The following is an 18,325-nucleotide window of genomic DNA, read 5'->3' as shown; positions in this document are numbered from 1 at the left end:
GGTCCTGCGCCTATGGTTGCTCCCAGTACTGCCAGGACCACCCTGCCCCTCTAAGGACAGCGATGCCCGCCACAGAATCCGGACCTCCCGTCAAGAAGAAGGGACGACGCGCACGCGCACGCCTGCTCGTGCTCGTCATGGTCCTGGCGCTCTTGGCGGGCCTCGGCTACGGCGCGTACTGGAGCGCGGACACCGTGCGCGCCTCCTTCCCGCAGACCACCGGCTCCCTCAAGGTCCCCGGCCTGACCGGGACCGTCGAGGTCAAGCGCGACGAGCACGGGATCCCCCAGCTCTACGCCGACAACGACGACGACCTCTTCCGCGCGCAGGGCTTCGTCCACGCGCAGGACCGGTTCTGGGAGATGGACGTACGCCGTCACATGACCTCCGGCCGCCTGTCGGAGATGTTCGGCTCCGGCCAGGTGGAGACCGACGCCTTCCTGCGCACGCTGGGCTGGCGTCAGGTCGCGCAGGCCGAGTACGACACCAAGCTCTCACCCGAGACGAAGAAGTACCTCCAGGCCTACGCCGACGGGGTCAACGCGTACCTGAAGGGGAAGTCCGGCAAGGACCTCTCCGTCGAGCACGCGGCCCTCAAGCTCACCGACGACTACGCGCCCGAGAAGTGGACGCCGGTCGACTCGGTGGCCTGGCTCAAGGCCATGGCCTGGGACCTGCGCGGCAACATGCAGGACGAGATCGACCGCTCGCTGATGGCTTCGTCGCTCTCGCAGCAGCAGATCGACGAGCTGTACCCGCCGTACCCCTTCGACCGGAACAAGCCGATCGTCGAGGGCGGCACCGTCGCCGGCGGCAAGTACGCCCCCGCGGGCACCCCCGGCGGCACCGGCACCGGTACCGGCACGGGCTCGACCGGTAACGGCTCGGGCACGGGCACCGGCGGCACCACCGGCGGTACGGGTACCGGCACCGGCGGCACCACCGGCGGCACGGGCACCGGCACGGCCGGCACCGGCACCGGCGGTACGGGCGGCACCGGCACCGGCGGTACGGGCGGCACCGGCACCGGCGGTACGGGCGGCACCGGCACCGGCACCGCCGGCAACGGTTCCCCCGGCCTCGCCGGCAACTCCACCGCCCAGGGCGCGGGCGCCGGTCTGCGCACGCAGCTGACCGCCCTCTCCAAGACCCTGGACGAGATCCCGGCGATCCTCGGCCCCAACGGCAGCGGCATCGGCTCGAACTCCTGGGTGGTCTCGGGCAAGTACACGACCACCGGCAAGCCGCTCCTCGCCAACGACCCGCACCTGTCCCCGCAGCTCCCCTCGGTCTGGTACCAGATGGGTCTGCACTGCCGCACCGTCTCGGCCCAGTGCCAGTACGACGTCGCCGGCTACACCTTCTCGGGCATGCCCGGCGTGGTTATCGGCCACAACGCCGACATCGCCTGGGGCCTGACCAACCTCGGCGCCGACGTCACCGACCTCTACCTGGAGCAGGTCAGGCCCGACGGCTACGTCTACGACAACAAGACGCTCCCCTTCACCACCCGTGAAGAGGAGATCAAGGTCGCCGGCGGCGCGAGCAAGAAGATCACCGTCCGCAGCACCAACAACGGACCGCTGATCTCCGACCGCAGCGACGAGCTCGGCACGGTCGGCACCCGCGCCCCCGTCCCCAGCTCCGCCCCCGACCGCGGCAACGGCTACGCCATCGCCCTGCGCTGGACCGCCTTGGACCCCGGCCGGTCGATGGACGCGATCTTCAAGCTGGACCGCGCCAAGGACTTCAACGGCTTCCGCGCGGCGGCCGCCGACTTCGAGGTCCCCTCGCAGAACCTGATCTACGCCGACAACAAGGGCGCCACCGGCAACATCGGCTACCAGGCCCCGGGCCGGATCCCGATCCGCACCCAGGGCGACGGCCGCATGCCGGCGCCCGGCTGGGACCCGAAGTACGCCTGGAAGGGCGGCAAGGACGGCAACGCGGGCTACATCCCGCAGAACGAGATGCCCTGGGAGCTCAACCCGGCCCGCGGCTACGTCGTCACCGCCAACCAGGCCGTCGCCGAGTCCGGCACCGGCCCCGGCAAGTACCCGTACGTCCTGACGACCGACTGGGGCTACGGCGCCCGCAGCCAGCGGATCAACGACCTCATCGAGGCGAAGATCAAGGACAACGGCAAGATCTCCACCGACGACATGCGCACCATGCAGATGGACAACAGCAGCGAGATCGCCGCGCTGCTGACCCCGATGCTGGCCAAGATCCAGGTCTCCGACCCGGACGTGCGTTCGGCGCAGAAGCTCCTCGACGGCTGGAACTACACGCAGGAGCCGGACTCGGCGGCGGCCGCGTACTTCAACGCGGTCTGGCGCAACATCCTCAAGCTCTCCTTCGGCGACAAGATGCCCAAGGAACTGCGGGTCGAGGGCAGCTGCGTCAACGTCAAGGAGGCCAACGGCCCCAACGACGACCTCTCCGACGTGGTCCGCGAATGCGGCGAGCGCGGCCCGGACTCGGCGCAGCCCGACGGCGGCGACCGCTGGTTCGAGGTCGTCCGCCGACTGGTCAAGGACGAGAAGTCCGCCTGGTGGAAGTCGCCGGCCCGCAAGCTGGGCGAGAAGGAGACCACCACCCGCGACGAGCTGTTCGCACGGGCCATGAAGGACGCCCGCTGGGAGCTGACCGCCAAGCTCGGCAAGGACCAGTCGACCTGGAGCTGGGGCCGACTGCACCAGCTGACGCTGAAGAACCAGACCATCGGCAAGGAGGGCCCCGGCTTCATGCAGTGGCTCCTCAACCGCGGCCCGTGGAACCTGGGCGGCGGCGAGGCCACCGTCAACGCGACCGGCTGGAACGCCTCCAGCGGTTACGGCGTCACCTGGGTGCCGTCGATGCGCATGGTCGTCAACCTCAACGACCTCGACAAGTCGCGCTGGATCAACCTCACCGGCGCCTCGGGTCACGCGTACCACTCCAACTACACGGACCAGACGACGCTCTGGGCCAAGGGCGAGCTGTTGGACTGGCCCTTCGGCAAGGAGGCCGTGGACAAGGCGACGGTCGAGACGCTCACGCTGAAGCCGTAAAGCGCACCACCCCCGAGGGGGTGGCCACCGCCCGGACGGGGTGGTCGTGCGGTTCCTCCGGGACCCGCGCGACCACCTCTTCGTCGTAGAGGAGCACCACCAGGGCGGGATGCGCGCCGGCCCGTTCCAGCCGGGCCAGGACGCGGTCGTACGATCCCCCGCCGCGCCCCAGCCGCATCCCGCGCCGGTCCACGGCGAGGCCGGGCAGCAGGACGGCGTCGGCGCCCGTGACGGCGTCCGGGCCCAGGGCCGGCCCGGCGGGCTCCAGCAGCCGCATCTTCCCCGGGTGCGCGGCCTCGACGAGGCTGTCGGGGCCGTCGTAGGGCGCCCAGTCGAGGTCGTCGTCGGGGAGCAGCAGGGGCAGCAGCACCCGCTTGCCGGCCGCGCGCAGGGCGTCGAGGAGGTCGCGGGTGCCGGGTTCGCCGCCGACGGAGACGTACGCGGCCACCGTGTGCGCGTCGGCGAGTTCGGGCAGGGCCAGGGCGGTGCGGGCGAGGTCGCGGGCCGCGCGGGCGCGGTCCTCGGGGGACAGGGCCCGGCGGGCGGCGAGGAGTTCGCGGCGCAGTCCCCCCTTCGCGGCGGCGGACGGGTCGGGCGCGGACGGGTCGGGTGCGGACAGGTCGGGTGCGGACGGGTCGTGTGTCACGATCGGGTCACATATCCTCTGCTATTGGTATGTACCTGGGCGTATTTACCGGAAGGGACCGGGCGTTCGATGTGACCCACTATCGTTCTGCCCATGACTCAGTCGCACCCCGTGATCAAGAAAGCCGTCATTCCGGCTGCGGGCCTCGGCACTCGGTTCCTCCCGGCGACCAAGGCGACCCCCAAGGAAATGCTGCCGGTCGTGGACAAACCGGCCATCCAGTACGTGGTCGAGGAGGCCGTCTCGGCCGGCCTGGACGACGTCCTCATGATCACGGGACGTAACAAGCGACCCCTGGAAGACCACTTCGACCGGAACTACGAACTGGAATCGGCCCTCATCGCCAAGGGCGACGACGACCGACTGAAGAAGGTCCAGGAGTCCAGCGACCTCGCCACCATGCACTACGTGCGCCAGGGCGACCCCCGCGGCCTCGGCCACGCCGTCCTGTGCGCCGAACCGCACGTCGGCAGCGAACCCTTCGCCGTCCTGCTCGGCGACGACCTCATCGACCCCCGCGACCCGCTCCTGCGCCAGATGGTCGACATCCACGCGCGCACCGGCGGCACCGTGATCGCGCTCATGGAGGTCGAGCCCTCCAGCGTCCACCTCTACGGCTGCGCCGCCGTCGAGCCCACCGACGAGCCCGACGTCGTACGCGTCACCGGCCTCGTGGAGAAGCCGGACGCCTCCGAGGCGCCCAGCAACTTCGCCGTCATCGGACGCTACGTCCTCAACCCCGCGATCTTCGGCATACTGCGGGAGACCGAGCCGGGCCGCGGCGGGGAGATCCAGCTCACCGACGCCCTGCAGAAGCTTGCCGCCGACGAGAGCGTGGGCGGCCCGGTGCACGGCGTGGTCTTCCGGGGCCGTCGCTACGACACCGGGGACCGCGGGGACTACCTGCGGGCCATCGTCCGACTCGCGTGCGAGCGCGAGGACCTCGGCCCGGAGTTCCGCACCTGGCTTCACCGTTACGTCACGGAGGAGATGTAGGACCTTGAGCAGTTCCGCGCCGCAGGACACCGGCCACCACCGTCTGTGGTCGGTGGACGAGCACCTCGCGGACGTACTCGCCACCGTCCGGCCGCTGGAGCCCATCGAGCTCCAGCTGCTCGACGCCCAGGGCTGTGTCCTGGTCGAGGACGTCACCGTGCCCGTCGCCCTCCCGCCCTTCGACAACAGCTCCATGGACGGGTACGCCGTCCGCACGGCGGACGTCCAGGGCGCCAGCGAGGAGTTCCCCGCGGTGCTCGCCGTCATCGGCGACGTCGCGGCGGGCAGCGGCGAACTGCCCACCGTCGGCCCCGGCCAGGCCGCCCGCATCATGACCGGCGCGCCCCTGCCGCCCGGCGCCGAGGCGGTCGTCCCCGTCGAGTGGACCGACGGTGGCGCCGGCGCCGGCGCCGCCACCGGCATGGTCCCGGCCAGCGAGGCACCCGAGGGCGCGGCCGGCGAGGTGCGCGTCCACCGCCCCGCCGAGGCCCGCGCCCACGTCCGCGCGCGCGGCAGCGACGTCGCCGCAGGCGACCTCGCCCTGGCCGCCGGCACCGTCCTCGGCCCGCCGCAGATCGCGCTGCTCGCCGCCATCGGCCGAGGAACCGTCCGCGTCCGCCCCCGCCCCCGCGTGGTCGTCCTGTCCACCGGCAGCGAGCTGGTCCAGCCCGGCGAACCCCTCACCGCCGGAACGATCTACGACTCCAACAGCTTCGCCCTGGCCGCCGCCGCCCGCGACGCCGGCGCCATCGCCTACCGCGTCGGCGCCGTCGAGGACGACGCCGAGGGTCTGCGCGCCACCATCGAGGACCAGCTGATCCGGGCCGACCTCCTCGTCACCACCGGCGGCGTCAGCGTCGGCGCGTACGACGTGGTCAAGGAGGCCCTGACCACCCTCCCCGGCGGCGAGGACGACGTCACGCCCGGCGGAGTCGACTTCCGCCGGCTCGCCATGCAGCCCGGCAAGCCCCAGGGCTTCGGCACCGTCGGCCCCGACCACACCCCGCTGCTCGCCCTGCCCGGCAACCCGGTCTCCTCCTACGTCTCCTTCGAACTGTTCGTGCGCCCCGCGATCCGCGCGCTGATGGGCCTGCCCGAGCGGACGCTCAGCCGGCCGTCCGTGCGCGCCACCCTCGTCGCCGACAAGCCGCTCGGCTCCCCGGCCGGCCGCCGACAGTTCCTGCGCGCCACCTTCGACGAGGAGAACGGCACGGTCGCCACGGTCGGCGGATCCGGCTCCCACCTGATCGCCGCGCTGGCCCACGCCGACTCGCTGCTCGTCGTACCGGAGGAGGTCACCTCGGTCGAGCCGGGCACCGAGCTGGAAGTGATCCTGCTCGGCTGACCACCGCCCGGTGGCGGTAGCGTGTTGCTCCACAGGCCCCAGGGCTCCAGGGGCCCGGAGCGGGAGCGGCACGAAGACATGAGTACGCAGAGCAGGCTGACGCACATCGACGAGGCGGGCGCGGCCCGAATGGTCGACGTGTCCGAGAAGGACGTCACCACCCGTACGGCCCGGGCGAGCGGACGGGTCCTCGTGTCACCCCGGGTCATCGAACTGCTGCGCGGCGAGGGCGTGCCGAAGGGCGACGCCCTCGCCACCGCGCGGATCGCCGGGATCATGGGGGCCAAGAAGACCCCCGACCTGATCCCGCTGTGCCACCCGCTCGCGGTGTCCGGGGTCAAGGTCGAACTGACCGTCGCCGACGACGCCGTCGAGATCCTCGCCACCGTGAAGACCGCCGACCGCACCGGCGTCGAGATGGAGGCCCTGACCGCCGTCGCCGTCGCCGGGCTCACCGTCGTCGACATGGTCAAGGCGGTCGACAAGGGCGCGGTCATCACCGACGTCCGGGTCGAGGAGAAGACGGGCGGCAAGTCCGGCGACTGGAGCCGGCAGTGACCCCGCGCGACGGCGAGGCCCACGGCCACGGCCTCGGTGACGAGGGTCGAGGCGCGTCCGCCGAGGGCGACCCCCGGCAGGCGGCGGCGCCCACCGCGCCCGCCCCGCGCGGGCTCGTCGTCACCGCCTCCAACCGCGCCTCGCAGGGCGTGTACGCCGACCGTGGCGGGCCCCTGCTCGCCGAGGCGCTCGCGGAACTCGGCTTCACCGTCGACGGCCCGCGGGTCGTCCCGGACGGCGATCCCGTCGAGCAGGCGCTGCGCGAGGGCGTCGCCGCCGGGTACGACGTCATCCTGACCACCGGCGGCACCGGCATCTCGCCGACCGACCGGACCCCGGACGCCACCGCCCGCGTCCTGGACTACGAGATCCCCGGCATCCCCCAGGCGATCCGCGCCGAGGGCCTGGCGAAGGTGCCGACGGCCGCCCTGTCGCGCGGTCTGGCGGGCGTCGCCGGTCGCACCCTGATCGTGAACCTGCCCGGCTCCCCGGGCGGGGTGAAGGACGGCCTGGGCGTCCTCGCCCGGATCCTGCCGCACGCCGTCGACCAGATCCGCGGCGGCGACCACCCCAGACCGTCGGCGGAGCCCGGGAGCCGGAGCTGAACGGCCCGTCCTGGCCGGTGGTGCTGACCGACGGCCCCGTCGTGCTGCGTCCGATAAAGCTCCGCGACCAGCGGGCCTGGCGCGAGGTCAACCGCCGCAACCGCGACTGGCTGCGGCCCTGGGAGGCCACCATCCCGCCGCCCGCGCCGTGGGGGCCGGTCATCCAGCGCCCCACGTACCGGCAGATGGTGCGCCACCTGCGGGCGGAGGCGAACGCGGGCCGCATGCTGCCCTTCGTCATCGAGTACGAGGGTCGGCTCGTCGGTCAGCTCACCGTCGCCGGCATCACCTGGGGCTCGATGTGCGCCGCGCACGTCGGCTACTGGGTCGACCGCGACGTCGCCGGGCGCGGGGTGATGCCGACCGCGGTCGCCCTCGCCGTGGACCACTGCTTCCGCAAGGTCGGGCTGCACCGCATCGAGGTGTGCATCCGCCCCGAGAACGGTCCCAGCCGGCGCGTCGTGGAGAAGCTGGGCTTCCGCGAGGAGGGGCTGCGGCCGCGCTACCTCCACATCGACGGCGCCTGGCGCGACCACCTGGTGTTCGCGCTCACCGTCGAGGAACTCCCGGAAGGACTGCTGCGCCGCTGGCACCGCACGCGCGGACAGGTCGTCCCGGGGGAGGGGCCGCGCACGCAACCCCCGCCGGCCGGACCGTCCGCGCATCCGCCCGCGCACCCGCCGGCCGGACCGGCTCCAGGTCCGTCGGCGGAGCCGCGTTCACCGCAATCCCCGCCACCCGATCGGTAATCGTAAATGCGTTCGAATTAAGGGCCCTATTCGCCCGTCACCTGATCTCCTGATCCGAAGAATCACAAAAAAAGTCCGTGATATCAGCCTGATCGTGCGACACACCGGCCCAATTGGCTGATCCCCTCGGCCGCACCCCTCTACGGTGTGGGGTGTGAGCAGCAGCGGCCTCATCTACGCAGTCATTGTCGGGGCCTGGGCCGCCTACTTGGTGCCCATGTGGCTCCGGAGGCAGGACGAGCTGAACGAAGCGCGTCCGACGGAACGCTTCTCCACCGCCATCCGGTTGCTTTCCGGCCGGGCGGGAATGGAGCGCCGTTACGCCAAGGGACTGCGTGAGCGCGGTGAGGAACAGGCGGAGCCCCAGCCCCTCGTGGACCCGGACGCCTCGACGGAAACGGTGAATTCCGTGGACGCCGACGCCCGGGCCATCGGCGTGTCCCCGACCAGGGCCGAACCGAGGGCCGTCGAGGCCGAACGGGCCCGGCGCCGCCAACGCCTCCAGGTGCTCGCGCGCCGCCGCCGCACCACCGCGCTGCTCTTCCTCGTCTTCAGCGGCGGGGCGATCGTCGCGGCCGTCGGCGGTTTCCGCTACCTGTGGGCCCCGGCCGTGCCCGCGTTGCTGCTGAGCGCGTACATCGTGCACCTGCGGGTCCAGGAGCGACGCCGCTACGAGTTCACGATGGACCGGCGGCGCGCCGAGGCCGCCGCCCGCGCCCTCCGCGAGAACCGCCCGCGCCGCCGCCCCGCCGAGGACACCGCCGCGGGCACCGAACCGGACCCGGCGCCCCCCGTCTCCCCGCAGGAGGCCGGCCGGCGCGCGCTCGTCGAGCAGACCGACCACGCCGAGTGGGTGGACCAGCAGCGCGAGCGGGAGCGCGGGCCGGCGCGCGGCGACAGCTGGGAGCCCGTACCCGTACCGCTGCCGACCTACGTGACGGCCCCCGTCGCCCCCCGCGCCACCGGTCCGGCGGCCCCCGACGCCTGGAGCGCCACCCGTTCCAGCGCCGCCGAGCCGACGGACCCGCGCCTGCGCGCCCAGCCGTCCGTCCCGAAGCCCGACCGCGGCACGGACCGCGCGGCGGCGGACCGGGTGGCGGCCGACCGCGCGGCGGAGCGGCTGCCGGAGCCGGACCGGGACGCCAAGGCCCAGACCGCGCCCCGGCCGCGCGGGCAGGGCCGGGGGCGTACGCCGCTCTTCGACCAGTACGAGAGCGACGACCGGCCGCGCGCCGCGAACGAGTGATCACCCCACGCCCGGCGCTCGCCCGCGACCTGCGGGGACGTTCGGGAGAACCCGTTTTGGAGCACCGGCGCGGGGATGCTAATGTTTCACACGTCGCAAGGGCCTGTGGCGCAGTCTGGTAGCGCACCTCGTTCGCATCGAGGGGGTCTGGGGTTCAAATCCCCACAGGTCCACAGACGACAGTTCGCGAGTAGCTCTCGGGAACGTCACGAGATCCCGTCCGGTCGAAAGACCGGGCGGGATTTCGGCGTTTCCGGGAAGCATGGCGGCCGTGGCCGAAAAGCGCCCCTAGGATGACCAGCTGATGATCACTCAACGGGGAGAAGAATCATGCGATTCGGTTGGCAGGACACACCGGGACAGGTTCGGGACGCGGCCACCTTCATAGGTCTGCCGAACCCCGCGCTGTGGTCCGGGCCCCCGGTCCGGGAGGGCGACCTCGCCGGATGGATGGACGAGGTCAAGTACTTCACGCAGATCGAGATCGACTCCGTCATCACCCTGCACAGCCGCTCCGGCACCCCCTTCGAGCTGTACGGGAGGGGCAGCGACTTCCTCAATCCGGTGCGGATGGCGCGCTACGTGCCCTGCGTGATCGAGGCGGAGAACGCCGAGGAGAACCCGAAGGTCCTCGCCCTCGCGCGCACCGCGTGGCGGGAGCACGTGGACGCCGTCGCGCAGCGCTTCGGCACTCCCGTCCGCGTCGCGCAGGACGACGACGACCTCCTGGAGGCGATCTGGCGCCTGGCCGACGGCGAAGGCCCTGACCTGCGCCTGTGGTTGAACGCCACGCAGGTCCTGGTCCCCGACAGCCCGCTGTACACCCGCCTGCCCGGCCGGGCGCTGATCCGCCTCGACGCGCACGCCCCCGAGGACATGGCCGGCGTCGCGCCCCGCCCGGTGGACGAGGCCAACGACGTGCCGGAGTGGATCCCGGACTGGTACCAGAAGCACGCGGTCGATCTGGCGCGGGCCGAGTACGAGGCGTTCGAGGACGAGGACCGCGCCGTCGACCGGGTGCGGCACGCCCTCGCCGGCGCCGTCGCCGGCGGCGGATCCGTCCTGGACCTCCTCGGGACCCTCGTCGACACTCCGTTCGAGGTCCGGCCGGAGGTCGAGTCGTACAGCTCGCAGCACGTGTTCCGGCACCCCGACGCCCCCCAGGGCCGGCTGCCCGCCCTCCACATGGCGTACGTGATCAGCGTCCTCGCCAACCACGAGCGGGCGGGCTCCGCCCGGACCGCGCAGTCGGTGGAGCCGGGCATGACCCTTCATCACCTCGACCTGTTCAACCCCCGCGTGCAGAACTCCCTCGGCGTCACCGGCCGGGAGGCCTGCGGGGTGTGGCGGCTGACGCGCGCCGGGTTCGAGAAGTCGATCGCGGGCAAGGCGTACATGATCACCCCGGCGGACGTGCTGGAACGCCTGCGCGCCGGAGCGCTCGCCGACCGGGCCCCCGAGGAGGGTGAGTCGCCGTCAGAATGACGGTATGACGAGCCATGACGGTGGGACGGTCCAGGCGTGGCAGGCGCTGGGCGGGGCGGCGGAAGCGGTCGACAGGGTGCGCTACCGGGGTGCGGGCGGCCTGGAGGGCCCGCTGCCGGTCCGGGAGTTGGCGCGGGCGACGGTGGGGGTGTGCGGGCTCGCGGCGGCGGAGCTGGCCGCGGTGCGGGCCGGCCTGCCGGTCGGTGACGCGGCCCCCGTGGTCGTCGACGAGGGGGCCGTGGCGACCGCGTTCGTCAGCGAACGGCACCTGAGGGTCGAGGGGCGGGCGCCGGTGTCGTTCGCGCCGCTGTCGGGCTTCTGGCCGGCCGCCGACGGCTGGGTGCGGACCCATGCCAACTACCCCCACCACGAGGCCGCGCTCGTACGGGCGTTGGGCGTACCCGAAACCCCGTACGCCGTACGTAACGCGCTGGCCCTGCTCGACGCCGTGGAGGCCCAGGAGCGGGTGTACGCGGCCGGGGGGCTGGCCGTCGCCGTGACGGAGGAACTCGGGCCGCCGCAGCCCCTGGTGGAGCACGTCCGGGGGCACGGCGTCGGGGACGGGCGGGTCCTGGACATGCCGCCCGGCCCGCTGCCCGCCTCGGGGGTACGGGTGTTGGACCTGACCCGGGTCATCGCCGGCCCCGTCGCCACCCGCACGCTCGGGGTGCTGGGCGCCGACGTGCTGCGGATCGACGCGCCGCGGCTGCGGGAGGCGGACGACGCGTACGCCGACACCGGATTCGGGAAGCGGTCGGCGCTGCTGGACCTCGCCGACGCGGGGCACCGGGCGGTGCTGGAAGGGCTGCTGGACGGGGCCGACGTCGTGGTGACGGGGTACCGGCCGGGGGCGCTGGAGCGGTTCGGGCTGGACGGGGAACGGCTGCTGGAGCGCCGGCCCCACCTGGTCGTGGCCGAGCTGTGCGCGTGGGGTCGGCGGGCGTGGGGCCCGTGGGCCGGCCGACGCGGCTTCGATTCGCTGGTGCAGGCCGGCTACGGGATCTCCGCCGCCTGCGGCGAGGACGGCCGGCCCGGGGCGCTGCCCGCGCAGGCCCTGGACCACGGGACGGGCTACCTCATGGCGGCCGGCGTGCTGCGGGCGCTCGCGGAGGGCGGCGGACGGCTGCTGCGGTTCTCCCTCGCCGGGACGGCCTCCTGGCTGACGCGCGACCTGCCCGCGCACGCGGACGCGGATCCGGATGCGGCGGACGGGGCCGGCGCTCAGGAGTACGAGGCGGCGGCCTGGCTGCGCGAGGGGGACTCGGCGTACGGGGCGCTGCGGTACGCGGCGAGCCCGTTCGGGGAGTGGCGGCGGGGGCCGTCGCGGTGGGGGAGCGACCGGGCGGTGTGGCTGGAGCGGTGACCGCCGGCCCGCTCGGGTGACCGCCCGCCCGACCGCCCGCCCGACCGGTGAGCGGCCCGGGATGGCGATCCGTCGATCAGTCGATTCGTCGACTCCGCGGCTCACGACCCCGAGGCTCACGGCCCCCGGCCCCGGGTGTGCGGGGCCGGGGCCGGCCGGCGGTGGGGTGGTCAGGGGTGGAGGGGCTTGCTCATGCAGCGGCTGGAGTCGTGGAAGCGGTAGTAGCCGAACTTCTCCGACATGGCGTAGCCCGAGGACAGGTACAGGGCGATGGCCTCCGGCTGCTGGTCGCCGGTTTCGAGGACCATGCGGACGCGGCCGGCGGCGCGGGCGTCGTCCTCCAGCTCCGCGAGGATGCGCCGGGCCAGACCCGTACCGCGGGCCTCGGGGATCACGTACATGCGCTTGAGCTCGGCGTCGCCGTCCGAGTAGCCCTCTTCGTTGTGGTCCTGGCGGCGCCAGCCCCCGCTGGCGACGGGGGTGCCCGAGGCGTCGTAGGCCAGGAGGTAGAGGCCGTTCGGCGGGTCGAACATCGCCGGGTCGAGGTGGGTGGCGTCGCCCTCACCCTCGTAGCGCGCCTGGTACTCGACCTGGACCTGGGCTTCGAGCTTGACCGCGTCGGGGTGGTCGTACGGCACGGCGCGGAGGTTTATACCGTGAGACATTCGAATAGCGTACGGAAAGGTCCCGCTATGGTGCAGGGATGCTGACCGTTACCTCCGTGAACGTGAATGGGATCCGCGCCGCCGCGAAGAAGGGCTTCGTCGAGTGGCTCGCGGGATCCGGCGCCGACGTCGTGTGCCTCCAGGAGGTGCGGGCCGAGGAGACGCAGATCCCGGTGGAGGCCCGGGAGCCGGAGGGCTGGCACACCGTGTTCGCCCCGTCCGTGATCAAGGGCCGGGCCGGGGTCGCGCTGTACGCGCGGCGGGCGCCGGAGGCGGTCCGGGTGGGCTTCGGGAGCGAGGAGTTCGACGCCTCCGGCCGCTACGTCGAGATCGACCTACCCGGTGTGACCGTGGCCAGCCTGTACCTGCCGTCGGGCGAGGCGGGCACCGAGAAGCAGGACGAGAAGTACCGCTTCATGGCGGAGTTCCTGGAGTACCTGGGCAAGCTGCGGGTGCGGGCCGCCGCCGACGGGCGGGAGGTGGTGGTGTGCGGTGACTGGAACATCTGCCACCACGAGGCCGACCTCAAGAACTGGAAGACCAACCGCAAGAACGCGGGCTTCCTGCCCGAGGAGCGGGAGTGGCTCGGCAAGGTGTACGGCGAGGCCGGCTACGTCGACGTGGTGCGCGGTCTGCACCCGGACCAGGAGGGCCCGTACTCCTGGTGGTCCTACCGGGGCCGGGCCTTCGACAACGACGCCGGTTGGCGCATCGACCTCCAGGTCGCGACACCGGGGCTGGCGGCGCGGGCGGTGAAGGCGTACGTGGAGCGGGCCGAGACGCACCCCGAGCGCTGGTCGGACCACGCGCCGGTGACGGTCGTCTACGAGTCGGCGGTCTGAGGCACCGGGCCGGCCGGCCGGTCGAGGTAGCACGGCGCGGAGAGCGGTGCGACGGTCCGTGGTGCTGCGGCGCGTGGTGCTGATGCGTGTGGTGCCGGGGTCGGCGGTGCGACGGCCCGTGGTGCTACGGCGCGTGACGGGGCTGGGGTGACGGGTGCTGTCGCTGCTGGTGCAGGCGGTCCATCGCCATCGTGAGCTCCGCCTCGACCACGCTCTTCGCCAGGGGGCGCAGGCGCGTCAGGGCGTCGTCGCCGATGTGCGTGGAGATCAGCTCGGTGAACAGGGCCGCCAGGGTGTCGGCGTGCTCGCGCACCAGTCGGCCCGTCTCCAGGACGGCCGGGAGCGGGACGCCCTCGCGCACCAGCGCCGAGGAGACCTCCAGGAGGCGGCGGCTGACGTGGACGATCGCGTCGCCGTCCGTGGCGATGTAGCCGAGGTCGAGGGCGGCCGCCAGGTTCTCCGGGGTGACCTCGCCCTCGAAGTGGTCGGCGAGGGCCTCGGGGGTCAGCCGTACCGGGGTCTCCTCCGACCAGCCGATGCCGAGCAGCTCGCCGAGCTGGCCGACGTCGCGGCCGTTCTCGAAGGCGGCGGTGAGTTCGGCGATGCCGCCGAGGGTGTGGCCGCGTTCGAGGAGGGCGGCGATGGTGCGCAGCCGGGCCAGGTGGTGGTCGTCGTACCAGGCGATGCGGCCCTCGCGGCGGGGTGGCGGCAGGAGCTTGCGCTCGCGGTAGAAGCGCAGGGTGCGCACGGGGATGCCGGCGGCCTCGGCCAGTTCCTCCGTCCGGTATTCGCGCACCGTGTTCCCTGTCTGCGTCGTCGCCTCGTCGTCCACCACACCGGCAGCCTAGGGCGTACCCCCGGTAACTTTCCGGGCGCGACCCCTACCCATGGGTACGGAGCTGTTCTACCCTCCCGATTGTGCCAGTGATTGCTGGCAGTGTTGCGGGTGTGGTGGCTGGGACGACTGCGGAAGCGGAAGGCGGCGGGCATGGGCAGCGGCGGGGACGGCAAGGTCAACACGGACGGACGCGACCACGTACGGGTGGCGGTGATCGGGTCCGGATTCGGCGGGCTCGGGGCGGCCGTACGGCTGCGGCGCGAGGGGATCACGGACTTCGTGGTCCTCGAACGGGCCGACTCCGTCGGCGGCACCTGGCGCGACAACAGCTATCCGGGATGCGCGTGCGACGTGCCGTCCCACCTCTACTCCTTCTCCTTCGCCCCCAACCCCGACTGGCCCCGCACCTTCTCCGGGCAGCCGGCCATCCGGGAGTACCTGGAGCACGTCGCCGACACCTTCGGGCTGCGCCCGCACATCCGCCTGCGCCACGAGGTGCGGATGATGCGCTGGGACGAGCGGGAACTGCGCTGGGAGATCGAGACCTCCGCCGGCGACCTCACCGCCGACGTGGTCGTCTCCGCCACCGGGCCGCTGTCCGACCCGAAGCTGCCCGACATCCCCGGCCTCGCCGACTTCCCCGGCAAGGTCTTCCACTCGGCGCGCTGGGACCACGACTACGACCTGCGCGGCAAGCGCGTCGCCATGATCGGTACGGGCGCCTCCGCGATCCAGATCGTGCCCGCCATCGCCCCCGACGTGGAGCACCTGACGCTCTTCCAGCGGACCCCGCCGTGGGTCATGCCCCGCACCGACCGGGCCATCAGCGCGCTGGAGCGCGGCCTGCACCGCCGACTGCCCTTCACGGGGGCCGCGCGCCGCGGGCTGCTGTGGGGGATCCGCGAACTCCAGGTCAGCGCGTTCACCAAGTACCCCGACCGGCTCGGACTGATCGAATCGCTGGCCAAGGCCAACATGGCGCGGTCGATCAAGGACCCCGCGCTGCGCGCCAAGCTGACGCCGTCCTACCGCATCGGCTGCAAGCGGATCCTGCTCTCCAGCGAGTACTACCCGGCGCTGGCCCGCCCCGACGTGGACCTGGTGGCCTCCGGCCTCAAGGAGGTCCGGGGCTCGGTGCTCGTGGCCGCCGACGGCACCGAGACCGAGGTCGACGCGATCATCCTCGGCACCGGCTTCCACGTCACCGACATGCCGATCGCCGACCGCGTCGTGGGCGCCGACGGCCGCACCCTCGCCGAGAGCTGGAAGGACGGGATGCAGGCCCTGCGCGGGGCGACCGCCGCCGGCTTCCCCAACTGGATGACGATCATCGGCCCGAACACCGGACTCGGGAACAGCTCGATGATCCTCATGATCGAGTCCCAGCTGAACTACATGGCCGACTACCTCCGCCAGCTCTCCCTCCTCGACGCCGGCGGCACCCGGGGCCGCACCGCCCTCGCCGCGCGCCCCTCCGCCGTCAACCAGTGGAACCGGCGGGTCCAGGCCCGCATGGAACGCACCGTCTGGAACACCGGCGGCTGCACCAGCTGGTACCTGGACGCGCAGGGCCGCAACACCACCGTCTGGCCCGGCACCACCGGGGAGTTCCGCCGCGAGACCCGCGGCGTGGACCTGTCCGAGTACGAGGTCGTACGCCGCCGCGAACCCGCCCACGCGACCGCCGCCGCCCGTACGACCGCCGCCCGTACGACCGCTGCCGGGAAGGCCGCCGCGGCGACGGCCGCCGCCAGGACCCGTCCGACCCGCCGCGCCGCCGCCGGCGGGGAGGGCGCCGCGTGAGCCGCCCCGGGCACGTCACCTCCGGGCCCTGGGCGCCCCCGGTCGCGGCGCGCGAACTGACCGCCGTCTCCGCCGACGGCGCCCGCCTGCACGTGGAACTGCACGGCCCCGAAGGAGCCCCGGCCGTGGTCCTGTCCCACGGCTGGACCTGCTCCACCGCCTTCTGGGCCGCGCAGATACGGGAACTGGCCGTCGACCACCGCGTCATCGCCTACGACCAGCGCGGCCACGGCCGCAGCCCCGCTGCCCCGGCCGGCGCCGACGGGTACAGCACCACAGCCCTCGCCGACGACCTGGCCGCCGTACTGAAGGCCGGCCTCGCCCCCGGCGAGCGGGCCGTCGTCGCCGGCCACTCCATGGGCGGCATGACGGTGATGGCCGCCGCCGACCGCCCCGAGTTCACCGAGCACGCCGCGGCCGCCCTGCTGTGCAGCACTGGCAGCTCGCGCCTGGTCGCCGAGTCCACCGTCCTGCCGCTGCGCCCCGGACGCGCGCGGACCCGCGTCACCTCGGCCGTCCTCGGATCCCGCTTCCCCCTCGGCCCCGTCACACCCCTCACGCGGGCCGTCCTCAAGTACGCGACCATGGCCGCCGGCTCCGCGCCAGACCGGGTCGAGGCCTGCGCCCGCATCGTGCACGCCTGCCCCGCCGACGTACGCCACGCCTGGTCCCACGTCCTGGAGGGACTCGACCTGGACGCCGGGCTCGCCCGACTCACCCTGCCCACCGCCGTCCTCGCGGGCCGCTCCGACCGCCTCACCCCCATCGCCCACGCCCGCCGCATCGCGGCCGCCCTGCCGCGGTGCGTGGGCCTGACCGAACTCACCGGCGCGGGCCACATGACCCCCGTCGAAGCGCCGGAGGCCGTCACCGCCGCCGTCCGCGAACTGACCGCCCTGTACCTTTCCGCCCCCGAGAAGGAGAAGACGCAGTGAGCGCTCGCAGGAGTCTGGAAGGCCAGGTCGTCGTCGTCACCGGGGCGGCCCGCGGCGTCGGGGAACTGCTCGCCCGCAAGCTGTCCGCGCGCGGCGCCCGGATCGCGCTGGTCGGCCTGGAGCCCGAAGCCCTCAAGGAGGTCTCCGAACGGCTCCACACCGACAGCGAGCACTGGCACGCCGACGTCACCGACCACGAGGCGATGGCCCGCGTCGCGGGGGAGGTCAAGGAGCGGTTCGGGAAGGTCGACGTCGTCGTCGCCAACGCGGGCGTCGCCGCCGGCGGCCCCTTCGGCGACTCCGACCCGGTGGCCTGGCGGCGCGTGATCGAGGTCAACCTCATCGGCGGGGCCGTCACCGCCCGCGCCTTCCTGCCCGTCCTCACCGAGAGCCGCGGCTACTTCCTCCAGATCGCCTCCCTCGCCGCGATCACCCCCGCGCCGATGATGACCGCCTACTGCGCCTCCAAGTCCGGGGTCGAGGCGTTCGCGCACTGCCTGCGCGCGGAGGTCGGGTACAAGGGCGTCGGCGTCGGCGTCGGCTACCTCTCCTGGACCGACACCGACATGGTGCGCGGGGCGGACGAGAACGACGTCATGCGCGAGCTGCGGCAGCGGCTGCCCTGGCCCTCGAACCGCACCTACCCGCTGGGCCCGGCCGTCGACCGGATCGTCGCCGGCATCGAGCGGCGCTCGCCGCACGTCTACGCGCAGTGGTGGCTGCGCGGCATGCAGGGCACCCGGGGTTACCTGCCGGGGATCATCGCGGCCGCCGGCAAGCGGGAGATGCGGCGGTTCGAGCCGAGGCTCGCGGGCGTCGCCAAGGGGCTGGTGGGCGCCGGAGGCGCCGCCGACGAACGGGAACGCGCCCGGCACCTCCCGTAGCCGACCGGCCGAAATGCGCGGAATGTCGCCGCGTGCCAGGCTGGGCGGGGCCACGCCCCGACACCCTCCAGGAGGTAACGCCATGGGTCTCAAGGACCAGTTCCAGGACAAGGCGAGGCGGCTCGCCGAGCGGGCCGAGGCCGCCGCGCGCGAGGGTCGGGAGCAGGTCTCCGCCTCCGCCGACGCCGCGTCGGCGCCGGTCGGGACATCGGCCGCCCCCTCCGCACCGCGGGCGACCGAGCGCGCCGACCGGGCCCGGGACGTCTTCGACGACCGTTTCGAGGACTGAGGGAAGAACGACAACCCGACGAG

Annotated in this window: 17 protein-coding genes and 1 tRNA gene; 15 read left to right on the top strand and 3 right to left on the bottom strand. The window is 73.2% G+C overall.

The genetic code is table 11. The features are described from left to right. Positions 1–62: 62 nt before the first annotated feature. On the top strand, positions 63–3,053 hold the full coding sequence (locus tag AB0D01_RS12575; protein ID WP_363055098.1) for a penicillin acylase family protein: 2,991 nt from the start codon (positions 63–65) through the stop codon (positions 3,051–3,053). On the opposite strand, the gene AB0D01_RS12570 is transcribed toward AB0D01_RS12575, so the two are convergent. Beyond that, the gene (locus AB0D01_RS12570) at positions 3,037–3,618 is read right to left on the bottom strand and encodes a 5-formyltetrahydrofolate cyclo-ligase (protein ID WP_363055175.1); all 582 of its coding nucleotides are present in this window, start codon (positions 3,616–3,618) and stop codon (positions 3,037–3,039) included. The genes AB0D01_RS12575 and AB0D01_RS12570 overlap by 17 nt on opposite strands. Positions 3,619–3,792: 174 nt before the next feature. Between AB0D01_RS12570 and galU the strand changes: the two genes are divergently transcribed. The 9 genes from galU (at position 3,793) to AB0D01_RS12525 (ending at position 12,046) form a co-directional block, all read left to right on the top strand. Then, a complete protein-coding gene (gene galU, locus AB0D01_RS12565) occupies positions 3,793–4,695 on the top strand; it encodes a UTP--glucose-1-phosphate uridylyltransferase GalU (protein WP_363055097.1) in 903 nt (300 codons plus the stop codon). Positions 4,696–4,699: 4 nt separating this feature from the next. Further along, positions 4,700–6,040 (top strand): gephyrin-like molybdotransferase Glp, encoded by a 1,341-nt coding sequence (gene glp / locus AB0D01_RS12560; protein ID WP_363055096.1) that lies wholly within the window; start codon positions 4,700–4,702, stop codon positions 6,038–6,040. Positions 6,041–6,118: 78 nt separating this feature from the next. Further along, complete coding sequence (gene moaC / locus AB0D01_RS12555; protein ID WP_363055095.1) at positions 6,119–6,598, top strand: cyclic pyranopterin monophosphate synthase MoaC; 480 nt, start codon at positions 6,119–6,121, stop codon at positions 6,596–6,598. Continuing rightward, positions 6,595–7,203: a MogA/MoaB family molybdenum cofactor biosynthesis protein gene (locus tag AB0D01_RS12550; protein ID WP_363055094.1), complete on the top strand. Its 609-nt coding sequence runs from the start codon at positions 6,595–6,597 to the stop codon at positions 7,201–7,203. Before moaC ends, AB0D01_RS12550 begins: the two co-directional genes overlap by 4 nt. A gap of 17 nt (positions 7,204–7,220) precedes the next feature. Beyond that, complete coding sequence (locus tag AB0D01_RS12545) at positions 7,221–7,952, top strand: GNAT family protein (protein WP_363055093.1); 732 nt, start codon at positions 7,221–7,223, stop codon at positions 7,950–7,952. A gap of 154 nt (positions 7,953–8,106) precedes the next feature. Then, positions 8,107–9,198, top strand: a complete 1,092-nt coding sequence (locus AB0D01_RS12540; protein WP_363055092.1) for a hypothetical protein — start codon at positions 8,107–8,109, stop codon at positions 9,196–9,198. Positions 9,199–9,297: 99 nt separating this feature from the next. Continuing rightward, positions 9,298–9,371: transfer RNA gene (locus AB0D01_RS12535), tRNA-Ala, on the top strand. A gap of 157 nt (positions 9,372–9,528) precedes the next feature. Continuing rightward, positions 9,529–10,683, top strand: a complete 1,155-nt coding sequence (locus tag AB0D01_RS12530) for a hypothetical protein (RefSeq protein WP_363055091.1) — start codon at positions 9,529–9,531, stop codon at positions 10,681–10,683. A 4-nt stretch (positions 10,684–10,687) separates the two neighbouring features. Beyond that, positions 10,688–12,046 (top strand): CoA transferase, encoded by a 1,359-nt coding sequence (locus AB0D01_RS12525; RefSeq protein WP_363055090.1) that lies wholly within the window; start codon positions 10,688–10,690, stop codon positions 12,044–12,046. 170 nt (positions 12,047–12,216) lie between these two features. Here AB0D01_RS12525 and AB0D01_RS12520 read toward each other — a convergent pair whose 3' ends face one another. Beyond that, entirely contained in the window at positions 12,217–12,711 is a 495-nt protein-coding gene (locus tag AB0D01_RS12520) for a GNAT family N-acetyltransferase (protein WP_363055089.1), read from the bottom strand. 38 nt (positions 12,712–12,749) lie between these two features. Between AB0D01_RS12520 and AB0D01_RS12515 the strand changes: the two genes are divergently transcribed. Beyond that, the gene (locus AB0D01_RS12515) at positions 12,750–13,553 is read left to right on the top strand and encodes an exodeoxyribonuclease III (protein ID WP_363055088.1); all 804 of its coding nucleotides are present in this window, start codon (positions 12,750–12,752) and stop codon (positions 13,551–13,553) included. Between the two features lie 124 nt (positions 13,554–13,677). Here the strand turns inward: AB0D01_RS12515 and AB0D01_RS12510 are convergent, their stop codons facing one another. Further along, on the bottom strand, positions 13,678–14,388 hold the full coding sequence (locus tag AB0D01_RS12510) for a MerR family transcriptional regulator (protein WP_363055087.1): 711 nt from the start codon (positions 14,386–14,388) through the stop codon (positions 13,678–13,680). A gap of 153 nt (positions 14,389–14,541) precedes the next feature. Between AB0D01_RS12510 and AB0D01_RS12505 the strand changes: the two genes are divergently transcribed. From AB0D01_RS12505 to AB0D01_RS12490, 4 genes are all read left to right on the top strand, one after another. After that, positions 14,542–16,194, top strand: coding sequence for an NAD(P)/FAD-dependent oxidoreductase (locus AB0D01_RS12505; RefSeq protein WP_363055086.1), 1,653 nt, complete (start codon positions 14,542–14,544; stop codon positions 16,192–16,194). Then, positions 16,191–17,129, top strand: a complete 939-nt coding sequence (locus AB0D01_RS12500) for an alpha/beta hydrolase (RefSeq protein WP_363055085.1) — start codon at positions 16,191–16,193, stop codon at positions 17,127–17,129. The genes AB0D01_RS12505 and AB0D01_RS12500 overlap by 4 nt, the downstream gene beginning before the upstream one ends. Beyond that, entirely contained in the window at positions 17,126–18,013 is an 888-nt protein-coding gene (locus tag AB0D01_RS12495; RefSeq protein WP_363055084.1) for an SDR family oxidoreductase, read from the top strand. Before AB0D01_RS12500 ends, AB0D01_RS12495 begins: the two co-directional genes overlap by 4 nt. Positions 18,014–18,095: 82 nt before the next feature. Continuing rightward, positions 18,096–18,302: a hypothetical protein gene (locus AB0D01_RS12490; RefSeq protein WP_363055083.1), complete on the top strand. Its 207-nt coding sequence runs from the start codon at positions 18,096–18,098 to the stop codon at positions 18,300–18,302. Positions 18,303–18,325: the final 23 nt, after the last annotated feature.

The sequence above is a fragment of the Streptomyces sp. NPDC048606 genome, assembly GCF_040650855.1.
GTDB lineage: Bacteria > Actinomycetota > Actinomycetes > Streptomycetales > Streptomycetaceae > Streptomyces.
The sequence above is the reverse complement of the archived record's forward strand: the minus strand, read 5'-3'. Positions and strand labels throughout refer to the sequence as shown.

Excerpts from the sequence above, each read along its gene's own strand:
- AB0D01_RS12490 (WP_363055083.1), top strand. The coding sequence starts at position 18,096 with ATGGGTCTCAAGGACCAGTTCCAGGACAAGGCGAGGCGGCTCGCCGAG.
- galU (WP_363055097.1), top strand. The coding sequence starts at position 3,793 with ATGACTCAGTCGCACCCCGTGATCAAGAAAGCCGTCATTCCGGCTGCG.
- AB0D01_RS12515 (WP_363055088.1), top strand. The coding sequence starts at position 12,750 with ATGCTGACCGTTACCTCCGTGAACGTGAATGGGATCCGCGCCGCCGCG.
- AB0D01_RS12575 (WP_363055098.1), top strand. The coding sequence starts at position 63 with ATGCCCGCCACAGAATCCGGACCTCCCGTCAAGAAGAAGGGACGACGC.
- AB0D01_RS12505 (WP_363055086.1), top strand. The coding sequence starts at position 14,542 with ATGGGCAGCGGCGGGGACGGCAAGGTCAACACGGACGGACGCGACCAC.
- AB0D01_RS12520 (WP_363055089.1), bottom strand. The coding sequence starts at position 12,711 with ATGTCTCACGGTATAAACCTCCGCGCCGTGCCGTACGACCACCCCGAC.
- moaC (WP_363055095.1), top strand. The coding sequence starts at position 6,119 with ATGAGTACGCAGAGCAGGCTGACGCACATCGACGAGGCGGGCGCGGCC.
- AB0D01_RS12525 (WP_363055090.1), top strand. The coding sequence starts at position 10,688 with ATGACGAGCCATGACGGTGGGACGGTCCAGGCGTGGCAGGCGCTGGGC.
- AB0D01_RS12530 (WP_363055091.1), top strand. The coding sequence starts at position 9,529 with ATGCGATTCGGTTGGCAGGACACACCGGGACAGGTTCGGGACGCGGCC.